The sequence below is a fragment of the Pseudoxanthomonas sp. 68-E7 genome, from assembly GCF_057773145.1.
Window position 1 is genome coordinate 128,955 of record NZ_JBYMTI010000003.1, and the last position, 16,813, is coordinate 145,767.

16 protein-coding genes and 1 pseudogene are annotated in these 16,813 nt (G+C 68.7%); 5 read left to right on the forward strand and 12 right to left on the reverse strand.

Going from position 1 to position 16,813, the window contains the following annotated elements; genetic code table 11:
* Positions 1 to 232 precede the first annotated feature (232 nt).
* The 5 genes from AC3DE2_RS08695 to AC3DE2_RS08715 all read right to left on the reverse strand — a co-directional run bounded on the left by AC3DE2_RS08695 (position 233) and on the right by AC3DE2_RS08715 (position 3,317).
* On the reverse strand, positions 233 to 1,255 hold the full coding sequence (locus tag AC3DE2_RS08695) for an NAD(P)H-dependent glycerol-3-phosphate dehydrogenase (protein WP_488425863.1): 1,023 nt from the start codon (positions 1,253 to 1,255) through the stop codon (positions 233 to 235).
* A gap of 52 nt (positions 1,256 to 1,307) precedes the next feature.
* Positions 1,308 to 1,823, reverse strand: coding sequence for a protein-export chaperone SecB (secB, locus tag AC3DE2_RS08700; RefSeq protein WP_295380663.1), 516 nt, complete (start codon positions 1,821 to 1,823; stop codon positions 1,308 to 1,310).
* A gap of 89 nt (positions 1,824 to 1,912) precedes the next feature.
* Complete coding sequence (locus AC3DE2_RS08705) at positions 1,913 to 2,347, reverse strand: rhodanese-like domain-containing protein (RefSeq protein ID WP_295380672.1); 435 nt, start codon at positions 2,345 to 2,347, stop codon at positions 1,913 to 1,915.
* Positions 2,348 to 2,405: 58 nt separating this feature from the next.
* On the reverse strand, positions 2,406 to 2,828 hold the full coding sequence (locus AC3DE2_RS08710; protein WP_488425865.1) for a hypothetical protein: 423 nt from the start codon (positions 2,826 to 2,828) through the stop codon (positions 2,406 to 2,408).
* 30 nt (positions 2,829 to 2,858) lie between these two features.
* Positions 2,859 to 3,317, reverse strand: coding sequence for a YiiD C-terminal domain-containing protein (locus tag AC3DE2_RS08715; RefSeq protein ID WP_295380680.1), 459 nt, complete (start codon positions 3,315 to 3,317; stop codon positions 2,859 to 2,861).
* A gap of 16 nt (positions 3,318 to 3,333) precedes the next feature.
* On the opposite strand from AC3DE2_RS08715, the gene AC3DE2_RS08720 reads away from it, so the two are divergent.
* The 3 genes from AC3DE2_RS08720 to AC3DE2_RS08730 are packed head-to-tail and all read left to right on the forward strand — an operon-like array spanning position 3,334 to position 6,437.
* The gene (locus tag AC3DE2_RS08720) at positions 3,334 to 4,110 is read left to right on the forward strand and encodes a uroporphyrinogen-III synthase (protein ID WP_488425866.1); all 777 of its coding nucleotides are present in this window, start codon (positions 3,334 to 3,336) and stop codon (positions 4,108 to 4,110) included.
* 39 nt (positions 4,111 to 4,149) lie between these two features.
* Positions 4,150 to 5,178 (forward strand): uroporphyrinogen-III C-methyltransferase, encoded by a 1,029-nt coding sequence (locus tag AC3DE2_RS08725; RefSeq protein ID WP_488425867.1) that lies wholly within the window; start codon positions 4,150 to 4,152, stop codon positions 5,176 to 5,178.
* Positions 5,175 to 6,437, forward strand: a complete 1,263-nt coding sequence (locus AC3DE2_RS08730; RefSeq protein WP_488425868.1) for a heme biosynthesis HemY N-terminal domain-containing protein — start codon at positions 5,175 to 5,177, stop codon at positions 6,435 to 6,437. The genes AC3DE2_RS08725 and AC3DE2_RS08730 overlap by 4 nt, the downstream gene beginning before the upstream one ends.
* 175 nt (positions 6,438 to 6,612) lie before the next feature.
* On the opposite strand, the gene AC3DE2_RS08735 is transcribed toward AC3DE2_RS08730, so the two are convergent.
* Positions 6,613 to 7,893 (reverse strand): acetyl-CoA C-acetyltransferase, encoded by a 1,281-nt coding sequence (locus AC3DE2_RS08735; RefSeq protein ID WP_488425869.1) that lies wholly within the window; start codon positions 7,891 to 7,893, stop codon positions 6,613 to 6,615.
* A 97-nt stretch (positions 7,894 to 7,990) separates the two neighbouring features.
* Between AC3DE2_RS08735 and AC3DE2_RS08740 the strand changes: the two genes are divergently transcribed.
* The gene (locus AC3DE2_RS08740) at positions 7,991 to 8,878 is read left to right on the forward strand and encodes a hypothetical protein (RefSeq protein WP_488425870.1); all 888 of its coding nucleotides are present in this window, start codon (positions 7,991 to 7,993) and stop codon (positions 8,876 to 8,878) included.
* A gap of 81 nt (positions 8,879 to 8,959) precedes the next feature.
* On the opposite strand, the gene AC3DE2_RS08745 is transcribed toward AC3DE2_RS08740, so the two are convergent.
* The 6 genes and pseudogenes from AC3DE2_RS08745 to glnA all read right to left on the reverse strand — a co-directional run.
* Entirely contained in the window at positions 8,960 to 9,526 is a 567-nt protein-coding gene (locus AC3DE2_RS08745; protein ID WP_295378160.1) for a superoxide dismutase family protein, read from the reverse strand.
* A gap of 56 nt (positions 9,527 to 9,582) precedes the next feature.
* Positions 9,583 to 11,016 (reverse strand): nitrogen regulation protein NR(I), encoded by a 1,434-nt coding sequence (gene ntrC / locus AC3DE2_RS08750; protein WP_488425871.1) that lies wholly within the window; start codon positions 11,014 to 11,016, stop codon positions 9,583 to 9,585.
* Positions 11,006 to 12,055, reverse strand: coding sequence for a two-component system sensor histidine kinase NtrB (locus tag AC3DE2_RS08755; RefSeq protein WP_295378164.1), 1,050 nt, complete (start codon positions 12,053 to 12,055; stop codon positions 11,006 to 11,008). The genes ntrC and AC3DE2_RS08755 overlap by 11 nt, the downstream gene beginning before the upstream one ends.
* 61 nt (positions 12,056 to 12,116) lie before the next feature.
* Entirely contained in the window at positions 12,117 to 13,598 is a 1,482-nt protein-coding gene (locus AC3DE2_RS08760) for an ammonium transporter (protein ID WP_488425872.1), read from the reverse strand.
* 18 nt (positions 13,599 to 13,616) lie between these two features.
* Complete coding sequence (locus AC3DE2_RS08765) at positions 13,617 to 13,955, reverse strand: P-II family nitrogen regulator (RefSeq protein ID WP_055941078.1); 339 nt, start codon at positions 13,953 to 13,955, stop codon at positions 13,617 to 13,619.
* 343 nt (positions 13,956 to 14,298) lie between these two features.
* A pseudogene (gene glnA, locus AC3DE2_RS08770) lies at positions 14,299 to 15,702 on the reverse strand (type I glutamate--ammonia ligase); the annotation flags it as partial.
* 211 nt (positions 15,703 to 15,913) lie between these two features.
* On the opposite strand from glnA, the gene AC3DE2_RS08775 reads away from it, so the two are divergent.
* On the forward strand, positions 15,914 to 16,708 hold the full coding sequence (locus tag AC3DE2_RS08775) for an undecaprenyl-diphosphate phosphatase (protein WP_488425873.1): 795 nt from the start codon (positions 15,914 to 15,916) through the stop codon (positions 16,706 to 16,708).
* The last annotated feature ends 105 nt before the right edge of the window (positions 16,709 to 16,813 follow it).

Genomic DNA, 16,813 nt, shown 5'->3' on the forward strand with positions numbered 1-16,813 from the left:
CTGACTAAAAAGGGGCCGCTCCTGTATACCTGTTGCAGTTGTCTTGCCTCCCCCTTCGAAGAAGGGGGACCGAGGGGGATTTGCTTTTGCTGTGCTTGAACACCGGACGCGCTTCCGCGCATCCACCGCGCCGCTAGCCGTCCTTCCTTCAGCGACCGAGCGTCGCGTTGTCCGCCCACGAAAAAGCCCGGCCATTGGCCGGGCTTTTTTTCCTTTCGGACCCCTCAACGCCTCACTTGAACAGCGTTTCCGGGTACTCCGGCTTCTGTTCGCGTGCCAGCAACTGCTGCAGGCCCAGCATGGGGGTGATCTCGCCGTGCAGAACGGCGCGAACCGCGCTGGAGATCGGCAGGTCGATATCGTGCCGTTCCGCCTGGCGCATGACCTCATCGGCGGCCTGCATCGACTCGACCACCTGGCCGATTTCGCGGATGGCGTCCTGGATCGGTTGGCCGCGTCCCAGCGCCAGGCCCAGCCGCCGGTTGCGCGACAGGTCGCCCGTGGCGGTGAGCACTAGGTCGCCCAGGCCGGCCAGGCCCATCAGGGTTTCCGGCTTGCCGCCGATCGCCGCGGCCAGCCGCAGCATTTCGTTGAGGCCGCGGGTGATCAGGCCAGCGCGCGCGTTCAGTCCGAGCTGCATGCCATCGGCGACGCCGGTGGCCACGGCCAGCACGTTCTTCATGGCACCGCCGAGTTCGGCACCCACCATGTCGTCGCCCGTGTAGGCGCGGAACGCCGGGCCGTGCAGCACTTCGGCCATCAACTGGGCGAACTCGGCATCGTGTCCGTGCACGGTGACCGCGGTCGGCAGGCCGAGCGCGACTTCCTTGGCGAAGGAAGGACCGGTGACCACCGCCAGCGGCACGTCCGCACCAAGGATCTCCTCGGCGACCTCGTGCAGGAAACGGCCCGAACCGGGCTCGAAGCCCTTGGTTGCCCAGGCCACGCCGGCGCCGGCCGGGCGCAGCGGCGCGATCAGCTTCAGCGTTTCGGTGAAGGCGTGCGACGGCACCACCACCAGCACCAGTTCGGCGCCGTGCATGGCGGTGGCCAGATCGGTGGTGGCGCGCAGGTTGTCCGGCAGCGCGATGCCCGGCAGGTAGCGCGGGTTCTCGTGCTGTGCGTCGATGGCGGCCGCGACGGTTGCGTCGCGACCCCACAGGACGACCTGATGGCCATTGCGGGCCATCAGCGTTGCCAGCGCGGTGCCCCAAGAGCCCGCGCCGAGGACGGCGATCCTCAGGGAATCAGCCATGCGTCACCCCCATCGGCGCGGTTCGCGCCACGACGGGATTGTGCCTCATGAATCAGGCGTTGCCCGCCGGTTCCGTGTTGGCCAGCTCGCCGCCGTCGGCCTGCTGCGCGGCACGCTGGCGCAGGGTTTCGGCGTACAGGGCGTCGAAGTTGATCGGCTGCAGGAAGAAAGGCGGGAAGCCGCCGGACTGGACCAGGTCGCTGACCAGCTGGCGGACATACGGGAACAGGATGTTCGGGCACTGGGTGCCGAGCAGCACGTCGACCGCCTGCGGCTCCAGGCCGACCAGACCGAAGATGCCGGCCTGCTGGACTTCCGCCACGTAGGCGGTCTTGTCGCCGGCCTTGCAGGTCAGGGTCACGCCCAGCACGACTTCGAACGCATTCTCGTTCAGGCGCTGCACGCGCTGGTTGAGGTTGAGCTGCAGGTCCGGCTGCACGTTCTCGGTGAAGATGGCCGGTGCGCCGGGGACTTCGAACGAAACGTCCTTGACGTAGATCTTCTCGACGGTGAACGCGGCGCCAGCTTCGGCCGGCGCGACGGCGCCATTGTTGGTTTCTTCGGACATTTCGGAACTCCGGGAATTCGGTTAACGGAAGGTAAAGAGGGTGATTATGGCATGTCTTGGCGGCGCGACCGCCCGGAATCAAGGGCGGCTCAGCGGCCCTTGACCAGCGGCAGGTCGGCCTGTTGCCACGCGGCGATGCCGCCATCCAGCCAATACACCTGGGTGAAGCCGGCCTTCTTCAGGCGCTTGGCCGCGTCCGCCGAGGCCTGGCCGTTGCGGCAGACCATCACCACCGGCAAGGCCTTGGCCGGGGCCAGCAATTTGCTTTCCGGGTCGAACTGGCTGGGCGCGACGTTGCGGCTGCCGGCGATGTGTCCCTTCTCGAAATCGCCGCTGGCCGACAGATCGACCACCAAGGCGTTCTCACGATTGATGAGACCGGTCAGTTCGGCCGGGCGCAGCGCCTTGTAGCCGCGGAACAGGCGGGCGACTTCGGTGTAGAGGATGACCAGGGTCAGGCCGACGAGCAGCAGCGACAGGACCGGACTATGGGCGACGAACGCCTGCAGTTTTTCAAAACTCACGGGAATACGCGGGTCAGGGCAAACCGCGATTGTCGCATAGCAGCGGGCTGCGGCGGGGCTACTCCCCCTCCCAGAAGTCGGGTAGCCCGCCCATCAGCCACCAGCGCTTGGCCTCCGCGTCCCAGCGCCAGCGCTCGCGATAGCGCAGGGTGCGTTCGGCCTGGGTGTGGCGGTTGATCACCCGGACCTCGATCAGCCGCACGACCACCTCGTCCGGCTCCACCAGGCCGGACAGGTCGCGATAGCCGGACACCTGGATCTGTTCGTAGCGCCGCAGCTCGAACTCGCCCATTGGATGGGCCTTGGCGTAGGCGGGCTCGACGAAGCTCCAGGCGCCTTCAAAATCGCCCCAGCGGATCGCGGCCGCGTAGGCATCCTGGGTTTGCTCCAGCTTGCCCTTCTGCCGCCCCCCGGCAGCCTGCACGCCGAACGCGACCACCGCCAGGGCCAGCAACAGCATCCACCGCAGGCTCATCCGCATCGGTTCATCTCCCCCACAGGTGCGTCCATCCTAACGCTTGGCGATGGCGACGAAACGGCCGCTCAGGGTGGTGGCCGCGCCGCCGTCCGGCAGGCGCACCACCGCCTCGACCTGGATCCGGGCGCGTCCGCGCTGCCGCAGGGTGGACAGGAAATCCTCGAACGATTCATCCGGCGCCAACCGGGCTTCGGCATGCAGGTCCGAGCGCAGCGGCGCGAGATAGCGGATGCTGCTGTCGGCCACGTAGACCTCGGCGGCCTCGCCGGCCATGTCCAGCGCCAGCGTCACCCGACCCCAGCCGGCCACCGTCATCAACGAGGTCAGGCTGCCGCCGAAGGCCGTTCCCTTGTCATTGACGTTCGCCGCCAGTGGCGCCGCTAGTCGCAGCACGCCGTCGGCATAGCCTTCGACCTCCACCTGCATGGCGGCCACGGGCGGCATGCCGCGGCAGTACGCACGCAGGTGATCCAGCGCAGCTTCGGCATTCATCACGGATAATCGGCCCATGGCTTCCGGTAAAGACGCAGGATGGTACGTGATCTCGCTGCGGCCGCAGGGCGCGCACGAGGCATTGCGCCGCGCGGCGGCGCGGCGCGGCGCGGCGCTGCTGGCGATCTCGCCGTGGCGGATTGTCCTGCGCGAGGACGACGACGCGCGCGACGCGTTGGCGCGCGCGCTGGACGCCGAACGCGTGCTGTTCACCAGCCCCGCGGCGGTGGCGGCGGCCGCGCGCCTGCAGCCGCTGCGGGCCCGCCGCGACCAGATCTGGCTGGCCGTCGGCAGCGGCACCGCGCTGGCGCTGCGACGCCAAGGCATTCCCCGGGTCAGCGCGCCGACGCGAATGGACAGCGAAGGCCTGCTGTCGCTGCCGGAGCTGCAATCCATCGCGGGCCAGCGGATTGGCTTCGTCACCGCGCCCGCGGGCCGCAACCTGCTGGCGCCCGGCCTGGAAGCCCGCGGCGCCGAACTGCTGCGGGCCGACGTGTACACCCGGGTCGACACGGTCCTGTCCCATCGAGGCCTGCGCGCGCTGGAGGACCTGCGGGCCCCGGCCTGCGTGCTGATCAGCAGCGGCGGCGCGCTGGAACGGGTGCTGGCACAGTTGCCCGAGACAACGCGCGCGAAGTTGTCGCGCATGCCGGCGGTCACCGCCAGCGAGCGCCTGTCCGAGCAGGCGGCGCAGGCGGGATTCAGCCGGATCGTCCTCGCCGCCGGACCACGCAACTCACAATTGCTGGACAGCGCGGAAAGCGCCCTGCTGCGGCCTGATCCGCTAGCATGAGCGCACGACGCCCGCCAGAACGACAACAAGGACGGTCGAGTGAACGACGAAACAACTTCTCCCTCCCGCCCCCGTACCGGCCGTGGCGCGTTCATCGGGTTGCTGGTGCTGATCGCGTTGGCGGCCGCCGCCACGCTGGGCTGGCGCGGCTGGAAGGCGCGTGATGCGCAGGCGCAGGCACGCGCGGCCGACGCCGCGCAGCATCTGGAGGCCATCGAACAACGGCTGGAATCGGTACGTCGGGATCAGCGCACGTTGACCCAGCGCGTCCAGGACGCGGCGGCGACCAACCGGATCCTGCGTGACGAAGTGCTGGGACTGGGGCAGCGCGGCGCGTTGCTGGAGGAAAGCGTCGCCAAGCTGGCCGATCCCAGTCGCCATGGCGCGCAGGCGCTGCGCCTGGACGAAGTGGAGATGCTGCTGTCGCTGGCCGGCCAGCGCCTGAGCGTGGCCGACGATCTGGACGGCGCGCGGCGCGCCTATGCGCTCGCCGCCGGCGCACTGGACGGCATCGATGACCACCGCCTGCTCAACCTGAAACAGACGCTCGCCCAGGAACGCCAGGCGCTGGATGCGCTGGGTGCGGGTCCGCGTGCGCGCCTGAGCCGGCAACTCGACGCTTTCGCCGCCGGACTGACGGGTTTGCCGCAACGCCCCGCTTCGTCGGCAATGGCGTCGGAGCAGAGCCGCTGGCAGCGCTGGCTGGCTCCGCTGGTGGACGTGCGTCCCAGCCGCCAGGCCGCGTTTGTCGCACCGTCCGATCGCAACGCCGGCGAAGCCGCGTTGCGCATCGAGATCAGCCTGGCGCATGCCGCCCTGGAGCGCGGCGACGCCATCGGCTTCCAGGCGTCGCTGAACCGCATCGATCAATGGCTGACCCGGTTGTGGCCGGATTCACCGGCACTGCGTCAGGGTCGCCAGCAGGTGGCCGCCATGCGCAAGCTGCCGCTGCGCGGCGACATCCCGCTGCTGGGCAGTACCCTGGAACAGTTGCGAAGCCTGCGCAGCGCCGGCTTTACCGCGCCCCCTCCCGCTCCCGCAGCGACCCGACCGGAGGCCACGCCATGAAGGTGTTCCGTACCACCGTCGTCCTGCTGATCCTGCTGGCCCTTGGCGTGTTCGCCGCGCAATGGCTGGCGCAGGAGCACACCCGCGATTTCGGCCGGGTGTTCGTCCAGTTCGGCGGCAATGATTGGGAGACCGACGTCCCGCGCGCGCTGTTGTCGCTGCTGCTGGTCGCGGGCGTGGCCTGGCTGCTGCTGAAACTGCTGACCCTGCCGTTCCGCGCGTGGGCGCGGCACCGTCGCAAGCAGGCGCGCGCGCGCCTCATCGAAGGGCTCGACAGCCTGCATGGCGGACATTGGAACCGCGCCGAGAAACTGCTGGAGCGCGCGGCGGAAGACGACGAGGTCGGCGCGATCGCACGCGTCGCCGCGGTGCGCGCCGCCGACGCGCGCGAGGACGATGCGGCCGCGCGCCGTCATTTGGATGCGCTCGCCCAGCGCAGCGCGACCGCGCATGCGCTGACCACCGCGGATCGCGCGCTGGCGCGGCAATCCCCGATTGAAGCCTTGACCGCGCTGGAATCGCCCGCCGCGCAGCCGCTGCCGCCGCGCGGCCTGGCCCTGCGCGCGCAGGCACTGACCCAGCTCAACCGCAGCGGCGAAGCCTATGGACTGCTCGGCGCGCTGAAACAGCAGCAATCCCTGTCGCCCGGCCAGCTCGATGCACTGGAAAAGGATCTGGCCGCGCGCGCGGTACGCGAAGCGAACGATGCCAATGTCCTGGCCGAGCGCTGGGAAACGCTGCCAAAACCACTGCGCAACGACCCCGCGGTGGTTGCCGCCTATGCCGAGCGCGCCGCCGCGATGCGCTGGGAGGACGCGGCGATACGCAGCCTGGAATCGGCCATCGACGCACGCTGGGACGAATCGCTGGTCGCGCTGTACGGGCGGCTGCCGGTGGGCAAGGCCGATTCACGCCGCGCCAGTGCGCAGCGCTGGTTGCAGGCGCATCCAGCCAGTTCCGCGCTGCTGGTCACGCTGGCGCGCCTCGCCCGCCAGCAGGGCCAATGGCCGCAGGCGCAGGAATTCCTGCACCGCGCGCTGGCACAGGGCGCCGGCGCCGAAGCTTGGGAAGAACTGGGCGACGGCTTTGCCGCCGCCGGCGACGAGGCGGGCGCGCGGCGCAGCTACGCCAATGCGCTGCGCGCGCAGCGCGGGGAAGCCTCGATCGAACTGCCGGGGCGCGACATGAAACAGAAGATCTTCGATGCCGCGGTGGTCGAGGAGCGCGACGAACACGGCTTGCCGAGACTGCGCGGCTGAAGCCGCGCGCCCGACACGCAAAACAGGGAATCAAGACGCGCGGGGGCGGCTTTCGGCCGCAGGCCATTGAGCGTGATCTCCGGCGCGATACTCCGTACGCCTTTTCGCGATGATCCCGCCCATCCGGAAAGGAGAGCGCCGGGACTGCGCTCCCACCCGGCTGATCTGTCCGGGCTCAGCGCTCGATGATCGCCACCACGCCCATGCCACCGGCGGTGCAGATGGAGACCAGGCAACGGCCGCCGCCGCGCTGCTTCAGTTCCTTGGCGGCGGTGGCGACGATACGCGCGCCGGTCGCGGCGAACGGGTGGCCGGTGGCCAGCGACGAACCATTCGGGTTCATCTTTTCCGGATCGATCCGGCCCAGCGGCGCGTCCAGGCCCAGGCGGCTGCGGCAATAGTCCTCGCTCTCCCAGGCACGCAGCGTGCACAGCACCTGGGCGGCGAAGGCTTCGTGGATTTCGTAGAAATCGAAGTCCTGCAACGACAGGCCGTGCCGCTTGAGCATTTCCGGCACCGCGATCGTCGGCGCCATCAGCAGGCCTTCGCCGTGCACGAAGTCGACCGCCGCCACCTGCGCGTCGCGCAGATAGGCCAGCGGCTCATGTCCATGCGCGCGCGCCCAGTCCTCGCTCGCCATCAGCACCGCGGCGGCGCCATCGGTCAGCGGGGTGGAATTGGCCGCGGTCAGGGTGCCGCGTCCGGAAGTCTTGTCGAACGCCGGCTTCAGCGTGGCGAGCTTCTCAAGCGAGGTATCCGGCCGCAGGATGTTGTCCCGCTCCAGGCCGCGGAATGGCGCGATCAGATCGCTGAAGAAGCCACGCTCGTAGGCCGCCGCCAGTTTCTTGTGCGAGGCGACCGCCAGTTCGTCCTGCGAATCGCGGGAGATGTTCCACTCCTTGGCCATGTCCTCGCAGTGATCGCCCATGCTCTTGCCGGTGCGCGGCTCGGCCACGCCGGGAAACTCGGGCTTGAGCTCGCTGAACTTGAAGCCCTTCACCAGCGCCTTGATCTTGTCCTGGGTGGTCTTGGCCCGATTGGCGGCGAGGATCCGCGCGCGCAGCTTCTTGCCGTAGACAATCGGCACGTCGGAGGTGGTGTCCGAACCGCCGCCGATACCGGATTCGATCTGGCCCAGCGCGATCTTGTTGGCGACGGTGATGATGCTGTCCAGGCTGGTTCCGCAGGCGCGCTGCAGGGTGATGCCCGGGGTCAGCGGTGACAGGCCGGAGGACAGAGTGGCTTCACGGCCCAGGTTCCAGTCGCTGGAATGCTTGATCACCGCGCCCATCGCCACTTCGCCGAGCTGCTGGCCGTGCAGGCCGAAGCGTTCGACCAGCGCACCGAGTGTGCGTACCGACATGCCCAGGTTGCCCACATCCGCGTAGGCGGTGTTCTGCCGGCAGAACGGAATGCGGACGCCACCGAGGATGGCGACGGGGCGGGCGGCTGGCATGGAGGACCTCATCACGGTGCAGTGGTTCGGAAGCCGCGGCGGCGGCAGGCATAATGCGAGAGTGTAATGCCCCCCTCCATCGCCGCCAAACCGAGATATGACCGCTTCCGCAACGACCGCCGACGTGAAGGGATTCCTGGCGCTGGAACTCTCCGCCGGAACCGCGCCCGCGCAGGCCGCGCTCCGGCCCACCGATGCCGCCGTGCTGGTGGAGCGGATCGGCCGCGATCTGGCCACGCTCGTGCCCGCCGTGCGCGATCTGGATTTGACCCTGGCGGCAGCGCATTTCGATCCCGCCGAGGCGCTGCGCCCCGGTTGGCCGCTGCATCGCCGCCTGCAGGAGCTGCACCAGCGCGCACCAGGCCGCAACAGTGGGCCGCGGATGATCGCGTTCGGCGCGGACGAGCAGGGCGAAGTACCGCAGCCCTTTGCCGCCGACGGCGATCTCGGGGGCGGCCCGCTGCGCGTGCTTCCCTTCATGATCAGCGGCGAACACCATACGGTTTCCGAGGTTGCCGAACGGTTGGAAGAAGTGCTGCTGGAAACCGGCATGGCCCAGGCCGATACCGCGCTGCTGGCGCAGCAGGCCTTCGGCGCGCAAATCGAACATGCGCGCTACCTGACCCTGCACGACCTCGCCGCGATGACCGCCATGCAGTATGGCCATGGCGGCCTGGAAGCGTTGTGGCCGGTCATCGAGACCGCCTTGCTGGCGCCGGAACGGGATCAGTGGCTGGACGCGCCGCCCGAGCCGTTGCTGCGCTACATGGGCGGCGAAGTGCATATCGCCCTGCTCGAACCCATGGCCTGGCGCGCGCGCTACGCTCCCCAGGAAGCCACCGAGGAGCGCCTGGAGCGCGCGTACAACCATTTCCTGGCCCGCCAGCAGCAATTCGCCGCGGTGCTGGAAGCCCACGGCATTCCGGTGCTGTTCGCGCATTGCGCAGGCAACGCGGATCCGCGCGCGGCGCTGGATCAGCCCTGAGATCGGCCCCGCGGGAACCGGACGTTCCCGCGCAGGCCATTCATCGCCGCCAGTTCGCGAGGAACGGGCGGCGCGAAACCCTTACTGGGTGACGGTGATGATGCCGCACGCCACGCGCGCGCCGGCGTTGCCGGCCGGCTGGCTGGTGTAATCATCCGGCGCGCCGTGCACGATCAGCGCGCGGCCGGCGATGTCGTTGGCCGCTCCGCCACCAAGGGTGACGCCGGTGAGGTGCACGTTGATGCGCGCCACGCCCTCGGCATTGGCGGCGACGTTGTCCATGTCGCCGGCATGATGCGCGCCGCCGCCCGCCTTGCCGTGGGCGCTGCCGGTCGGGTTGAAGTGCGGACCCGCGCTGCTGGCGTCCACCGCACTGCAGTCGCCCTTCTCGTGCACGTGGAAGCCATGGGTGCTGTTGGCCGGCAGGCCGCCGACTTCGCCGGTCAGGTGCACGCCATCGGCCATCGGCACCAGCGTGATCTTGCCGCTGACCAGGCTGCCCGACGCCGAGGCCAGATTGACGATGCCCTGCTTGGCGGTGCTGGTGGCCGCCGGTGCGGCAGGCTGTTCGGCCGGCTTGGGATGGCTGCCGCAGGCGGCGAGAGCGAAGGCGGTGGCGGCGGCAAGCAGTGCGGTACGCATGGTCATCTCCTGAAAGCGTGAGCCCGCAAACGTAACCCCAGCTTCATTCAGGTGCAATGAAGTCAGCGCCGCTTCCTGCCGGGACCGAGCTTGCGGGTCACCGTGTTGCGGCCCACGCCCAGGCGTGTGGCGGCCTCGGCGCGCCGCCCCTGGGTGAACTCCAGGGCCACTTCCAGCAGGGTTCGATCGAAGCGTTCGCGCGCCTCCGCATGCAGGCCGTCGACACCTTCGGACAGGCGCGCGCGCGCCCACCGGGCCAGCGCCTCGTCCCAGCCGGCGGCGGCGGCGGAAGCAAGCGGGGAGGTTCCGCGCGGCAGCACCGCGTCCAGATCCGCGCCGGTGATGACGTCGCCCGGTGCCAGCGCGGCCAGCCGCCAGCAGACGTTTTCCAGTTCGCGGACATTGCCCGGCCAGGCATACGACTGCAGCTGCGCGACCGCCGCGTGCGAGAAACGCTTGGGCGCGATGTCCAGCTTGCGGGTGGCCGAGGCGAGGAAGTTCTCCGCCAGTTGCGGCACGTCGGCCAGGCGCTCGCGCAGCGGTGGCAACTGCAGGCGCACCACGTCGAGGCGGTGCAGCAGATCGGCGCGGAATCGTCCGTCGGCGACCAGCACTTCGAGATGCTGGTGGGTGGCCGCGATCACCCGCACGTCCACCCGGATGAGCTCGCGCCCGCCGACCCGGAAGAACTCGCCCTCGGCCAGCACCCGCAGCAGGCGGGTCTGCAACGGCAGCGGCATGTCGCCGATTTCATCCAGGAACAGGGTGCCGCCGTCGGCCTGTTCGAAACGACCGATGTGGCGCTTTTGCGCGCCGGTGAAGGCGCCGGCCTCGTGGCCGAACAGTTCGCTCTCCAGCAGTTCGGCCGGAATCGCGGCGGTATTGAGCGCGACAAAGGGCTTGCGCGCGCGCGGCGATTCCTGGTGCAGCGCGCGGGCGACCAGTTCCTTGCCGGTACCGGTTTCGCCATTGATCAGCACCGACAGCGGCGCCTGCGCCAGTCGGCCAATGGCGCGGAACAGCGCGCGCATCGCCGGTGTATCGCCGATCAGGTGCGGCGTCCCCTGCGTCGATGCGCCGGGCTCGGGCGCGGGCGCGGCTTCCTCCTCGGCATCCGGCAGCGCGCGCGCGGCCAGCGCGACCGCGTCGTCCAGATCGAACGGCTTGGACAGGAACTCATGCGCGCCGCCGCGGAATGCGCCGGCGGTGCTGGCGACGTCGGTGTAGGCCGACATCACGATCACCGGCAGTTGCGGGTGCGTGGCCTTCAGCCGGTCCAGCAGGACCAGGCCGTCGTCGCCGGGCATGCGCACGTCGGTGAACAGCAGATCCGGCGCGCCGCGCGCGCCCAGCGCCTGCAACGCGGCGGCGGCGCTGTCGAAACCGTCGACGTCGTAGCCGGCGTCGCGCAGCGCGGTGGCGAGGACGAAGCGCACCGAACGATCATCGTCGACCACCCAGATCCGCTGCGCGTGGGAAGGCGCGTCAATGGACATGGCGTTCCTCTTCGCCGTCGCCGACCTGCGGCAACAACAGGGTGAAGACGGTATGCCCGGGACGGGAGCGGTAGGTCAGCGTGCCGCGATGCTCGCGCGCGACCTGCTGGGCCAGGGCCAGGCCGAGCCCGCTGCCCTCTGCGCGCCCGCTGACCAGCGGCAGGAACAGGTGTTCGGCCAGTTCCTCGGGCACGCCGCGGCCGTCGTCGATGATTTCCACCCGCAGCGCCATCGCGTGCAGGTGGTCGTGGATGCGCAGGCCGTGCTCAACCCGCGTGCGCAGGATGACACTGGCGGCGCCGGCCTGGATGGCGTTGCGCACGAGGTTCCAGACCGCCTGGGTCAGCCGGTCGGCGTCACCGGGCAATTCCGGCAGGCTGGGGTCGTAGTCGCGCTGCAGGCGCACCGACCAGCCGCCTTCGGTTTCGGCCAGGCGCAGGACCCGCTCCAGCACCACGTGGATGTTGAGCGGTGCGTGGGGTCGCTGCGGCGCGGGCGACAGCAGCTGATCCAGCAGGGTGTTGAGGCGGCCGATCTCCGATTCGATCAGCTCGATGAGTTCGCGCTCGTCGTCGTTGTCGGCGCGCTGGCCGGCCCGGCGGGCGAGCAACTGCGCGGCCCCCTTCAGTCCAGCCAGCGGATTGCGCAGTTCGTGGGCCAGGCCCTTGAGCGCCGCGCCGAGCGCGCTCGGCAGCACTTGGGTGGGATCGGGCGCCGGAAACTCGTCCACCGGGTGGGCCTCCAGCAACCAGCCGCCGCCCTCCCGCCGCGACAGCCAGCCCTCGGCGAAACGCGGGGCCTCGCCGGGCATGCCCAGCGCCATGCGATGCAGGCGCAGCAGTTCGTGGTCGGTGTTTTCCAGGAAGCGCGCCATCGCGTCGCCCTCCATTTCCAGTGCCGCCAGCGGCTGGCCCTGCAGGCGGCGGGCGCTCACGCCCAACCAGCGGGCGAACGCCGCGTTGACCCCGGCGATGTGGCCGGAGGCATCGGCCCAGGCCACCGGCGTGCTGAGCGCATCGGGGGTGGGTGCGGGGAACATGGAAAAAGTCACCGGGGCCGACATTGCACCAGTTTAGTGCAAAGTCGGCCCGGTGGCGGGGTCAGGCCTCGTATGCCGACTCACCGTGGGAGGTGATGTCCAGGCCCTCGCGCTCGGCTTCCTCGGGCACGCGCAGGCCGAACACGGCCTTGGCGATCAGGAACGACACCACCGACACCACGCCGATCCAGACGATGGTGATGCCGACGCCCAGCGCCTGGATGCCGACCTGGCTGGCGATGTCGTAGCCCTCGCCCTTCACTCCGCCCAGCGAGGCCGCGCTGAACACGCCGGTGAGGATCGCACCGACAATGCCGCCCAAGCCATGCACGCCGAACACATCCAGGCTGTCGTCGGCACCCAACAAACGCTTGAGCCCGTTCACGCCCCACACGCAGATCACGCCGGCGGCGAGGCCGATGACGATCGCGCCGAACGGTCCGACCGTGCCGCAGGCCGGGGTGATGCCGACCAGGCCGGCGACCGCGCCGGAGGCCACGCCCAGCGCCGAGGATTTGCCCTTGGTGACCTTCTCGGTCGCCGCCCAGCCCAGGATTGCCGCGGCGGTGGCGAGCAGGGTGTTGAGGAAGGCCAGCGCCGCGCCGGCGTTGGCTTCCAGGTTGGAGCCGGCGTTGAAGCCGAACCAGCCCACCCACAGCAGCGAGGCGCCGACGAAGGTGAAGGTCACGTTGTGCGGCTTCAAGGCCTCGCGCCCGAAGCCGACGCGCTTGCCGACGAAGTACGCGCCGAGCAGGCCGGCCACGCCCGCGTTGATGTGCACCACGGTGCCGCCGGCGAAATCCAGCGCGCCCTTCTCGAACAGGAAGCCGCCCGCCGCCCACACCATGTGCGCAAGCGGCAGGTAGCCGAAGGTGAACCACAACACCGAGAACAGCAGCACCGCGGCGAACCGCACGCGCTCGGCGAAGGCGCCGACGATCAATGCGCCGGTGATGCCGGCGAAGGTCGCCTGGAACGCGACGAACACGTATTCCGGCAGGCTCACCCCGGCGCTGAAGGTGGCGGCCAGCGAGTCCAGGGTCACGCCTTTCAGCAAGGCCTTGTCGAGATTGCCGATCCATGGTCCCTCGCCCGAGAACGCCAGGCTGTAGCCGTAGAACACCCACAGGATCACCAGCAGCGAAAATACGGTGGCAACCTGGATCAGCACCGACAGCACGTTCTTCGAACGCACCATGCCGCCGTAAAACAGCGCCAGACCGGGCACCACCATCAGCAGCACCAGCAGGGTGGACGTCAGCATCCAGGCAACGTCGCCCTTTTCCACCACCGGCGCGGGATCCGCCGCCGCGGCGGCTTCGGCCGGTGCGGTCGCCGGTGCCGGCGTGGCCGCCGCCACCGCGGGAGGCGTGGTTTCGGTGGTTGCCGGGACACTGGCGGCGGCGGCTTCCTGCGCCGGTGCCGGGGCCGGATCCTGCGCGAACGCACCGGCCGCAAAGCCCATGATCACCACGCCGCACACGGCGGCCAGGCACAACGCTTGCGCACGGGCTTTCCACCCGTCGAACAGTCGAGTCTTCATGTGGGGGCTCCGAGTGTTTTAGAGCGCGTCCGCGCCGACTTCGCCGGTGCGGATGCGGATGACCTGGTCGATGGTGGTCACGAAGATCTTGCCGTCACCGATCTTGCCGGTACCGGCGGCCTGCTGGATGGCCTCGATGACCGCCTCCAGGCGCTCGTCGGTGACGACGGTTTCAATCTTGATCTTGGGCAGGAAATCGACGACGTACTCGGCGCCGCGATACAGCTCGGTGTGGCCCTTCTGCCGGCCGAAGCCTTTGACTTCGGTAACGGTGATGCCGGACACGCCCGCCTGCGACAAGGACTCTCGGACCTCGTCGAGCTTGAACGGCCGGATGATGGCGGTGATCAGTTTCATGCGCATACCCCGATGGTGGATGGAACCGGCCGGCCGCAGCCGGCCGGTGGTTTCAGGACACCCGTGCGCGCAGCCCCCTGGCGGCGAACACGTTCTCGGTGCGGAACAACCCATGAGCCGCACCGGCCATCACCGCGATGGCTCGCGGTGACGGACGGTGACGTGGGAGGGAGTGGCGGCTCATGGATCTCTCCTGTGTTGCACTGTCTTGCGTTCCCCTGTGTTGCCGGTGTTGCGATCTCCTTGAAGCGTGGCGGCTCCCCGGCTCCCCAGCCGGGTCGAGGTGCGGCGATGGCGACGGGTGGGAGGGGTTTTCCGTAGCCAGCGCCGCGATTGCGCAGGTGCCGTCGTACAGCTGGTATTCCAGCGGGTGGGTGGCCGCGCGGAACTTGGTCACTTCCTGCATCTTCAGCGCGATGTAGCCGTCGATGAAGTCGTCGCTGAACACACCGCCGGCCTTGAGGAAGTCGCGGTCCTTGTCGAGTGCTTCCAGCGCCTGGTCCAGGCTGGAGCAGACCTGCGGGATGTTCTTCTCTTCTTCCGGCGGCAGGTCGTACAGATCCTTGTCGCTCGGCGCGCCCGGGTCGATCTGGTTACGGATGCCGTCCAGGCCGGCCATCATCAGCGCGGCGAAGGTCAGGTAACCGGTCTGCAGCGGATCCGGGAAACGGATTTCGATGCGGCGGGCCTTCGGGTTGGACACCCACGGAATGCGGCAGGACGCCGAACGGTTGCGGGCCGAATAGGCCAGCATCACCGGCGCCTCGAACCCCGGCACCAGGCGCTTGTAGCTGTTGGTGCCCGAGTTGGTGAAGGCGTTGATCGCGCGGGCATGCTTGAAGATGCCGCCGATGTACCACAGCGCCATCTGCGACAGGCCACCATAGCCGTCGCCGGAGAACAGGTTGGTGCCGCCCTTGGCCAGCGACTGGTGCACGTGCATGCCGCTGCCGTTGTCGCCGACCAGCGGCTTGGGCATGAAGGTCGCGGTCTTGCCGTTGCGGAAGGCGACGTTCTTGATGATGTACTTCATCGTCAGCAGCTCGTCGGCCTTCTTGACCAGCGAGTTGAACTTGGTGCCGATCTCGCACTGGCCGGCGGTGGCGACTTCGTGGTGGTGCACTTCGACTTCGATGCCGACCTGCTCCAGGGTCTTGCACATCTCGGCGCGGATGTCGTGCAGGGTGTCGGCCGGGGCGACCGGGAAGTAACCGCCCTTCACGCCCGGGCGATAGCCGCTGTTGCCGCCTTCGTACTTGGTGCCGCTGTTCCAGGCTGCTTCCTCGGAATCGATCTTGAAGAAGGTGTGGCCCATCTCGTTGGCGTAGCGGACCGAATCGAAGATGAAGAATTCCGGCTCCGGACCGAAGAACGCCTGGTCGGCGATGCCGCTGGACTTCAGGTACGCCTCGGCGCGCTTGGCGACGCCGCGCGGGCAGCGCGAGTAACCCTGCATGGTGGCCGGGTCCAGCACGTCGCAGGTCAGCACGATGGTCGGATCGGCGGTGAACGGGTCCAGGAAGGCGGTGCTGGCGTCGGGCAGCAGCACCATGTCGGATTCGTTGATGCCCTTCCAGCCGGCGATGGAGCTGCCGTCGAACATCTTGCCGTCCTCGAACAGCGAGGGTTCCACGATGTTGACCGGGAAGGTGACGTGATGCTGCACGCCGCGGACGTCCGCGAAACGCAGGTCGACGAACTCGACCTTGTTGTCCTTGATCAGCTTTTCAACATTGTCCGCAGACATCTTGGAACCTCGGGTTGGTAGGAACGTGCCTGTTCTTCAGCAAGCAGCATGCCAACCCCGGATTTACCGCAAGTGATTGTTTTCAAATGGCTTCCTTTCTGCCGCGATCATCCTGGAGCACCTTTATGGTGCTTTTTTTTCAGGTGGCGCACCGATATGGAGCAATGCGAATCCACTATCCTTGTCGTTCCACGCCCAGCCACCCGCACCCATGACCGACCTGCTCGCCGCGCTTCTGCTCGGCATCATCGAAGGCATCACCGAGTTCCTGCCCATCTCCAGCACCGGTCACCTGCTCATCGCCGAGCGCTGGCTCGGCCACCGCTCCGACTTCTTCAACATCGTCATCCAGGCGGGCGCCATCCTCGCCATCACCCTGGTGTTCCGGGATCGCCTGTGGGAGCTGGCGCGCGGCTGGCGCGAGCCGGCCAATCGCGACTACCTGGCCAAGATCGCCACCGCCTTCCTGGTGACCGCGCTGGTCGGCCTGCCGGTGCGGCTGGCCGGCTGGGAACTGCCCGAGACGCTCACCCCGATTGCCTGGGCGCTGATCCTCGGCGGCGTGTGGATGCTGGTGGCCGAACATTTCGCCGGCAAGCGCGGCGACCAGCCCGACATCACCTGGAAGGTGGCGGTGCTGGTGGGGCTGGCGCAGGTCGTGGCCGGTGTGTTCCCCGGCACCTCGCGTTCGGCCGCCGCCATCTTCATGGCGATGCTGGCCGGCACCAGCCGGCGTTCGTCGGCCACCGAATTCGTATTCCTTGTCGGCATCCCGACCATGTTCGCCGCCAGCAGCTACGCCTTCCTGGAACTGGTCAAGGACGGCGCCATCGGCAGCGAGAACTGGGGCGAGGTCGGCCTGGCCTTCGCCGCCGCCACGATGACCGGCTTCATCGTCGTCAAATGGCTGCTGGCCTATATCAAGTCGCACCGCTACACCGGCTTCGCTTTCTACCGCATCGTTTTCGGCGCGCTGCTGCTGCTGTTGATGCCCGCCGGAAGCTGAGCCACACCAGCGCCATGCGGTGACCCCGGGGATCGGCGCTTCCCCAACGGCACCTGAGCGGCGTGGGTCGATGACTCACCCCGTCCCGGATCGCCATCCGTTTGC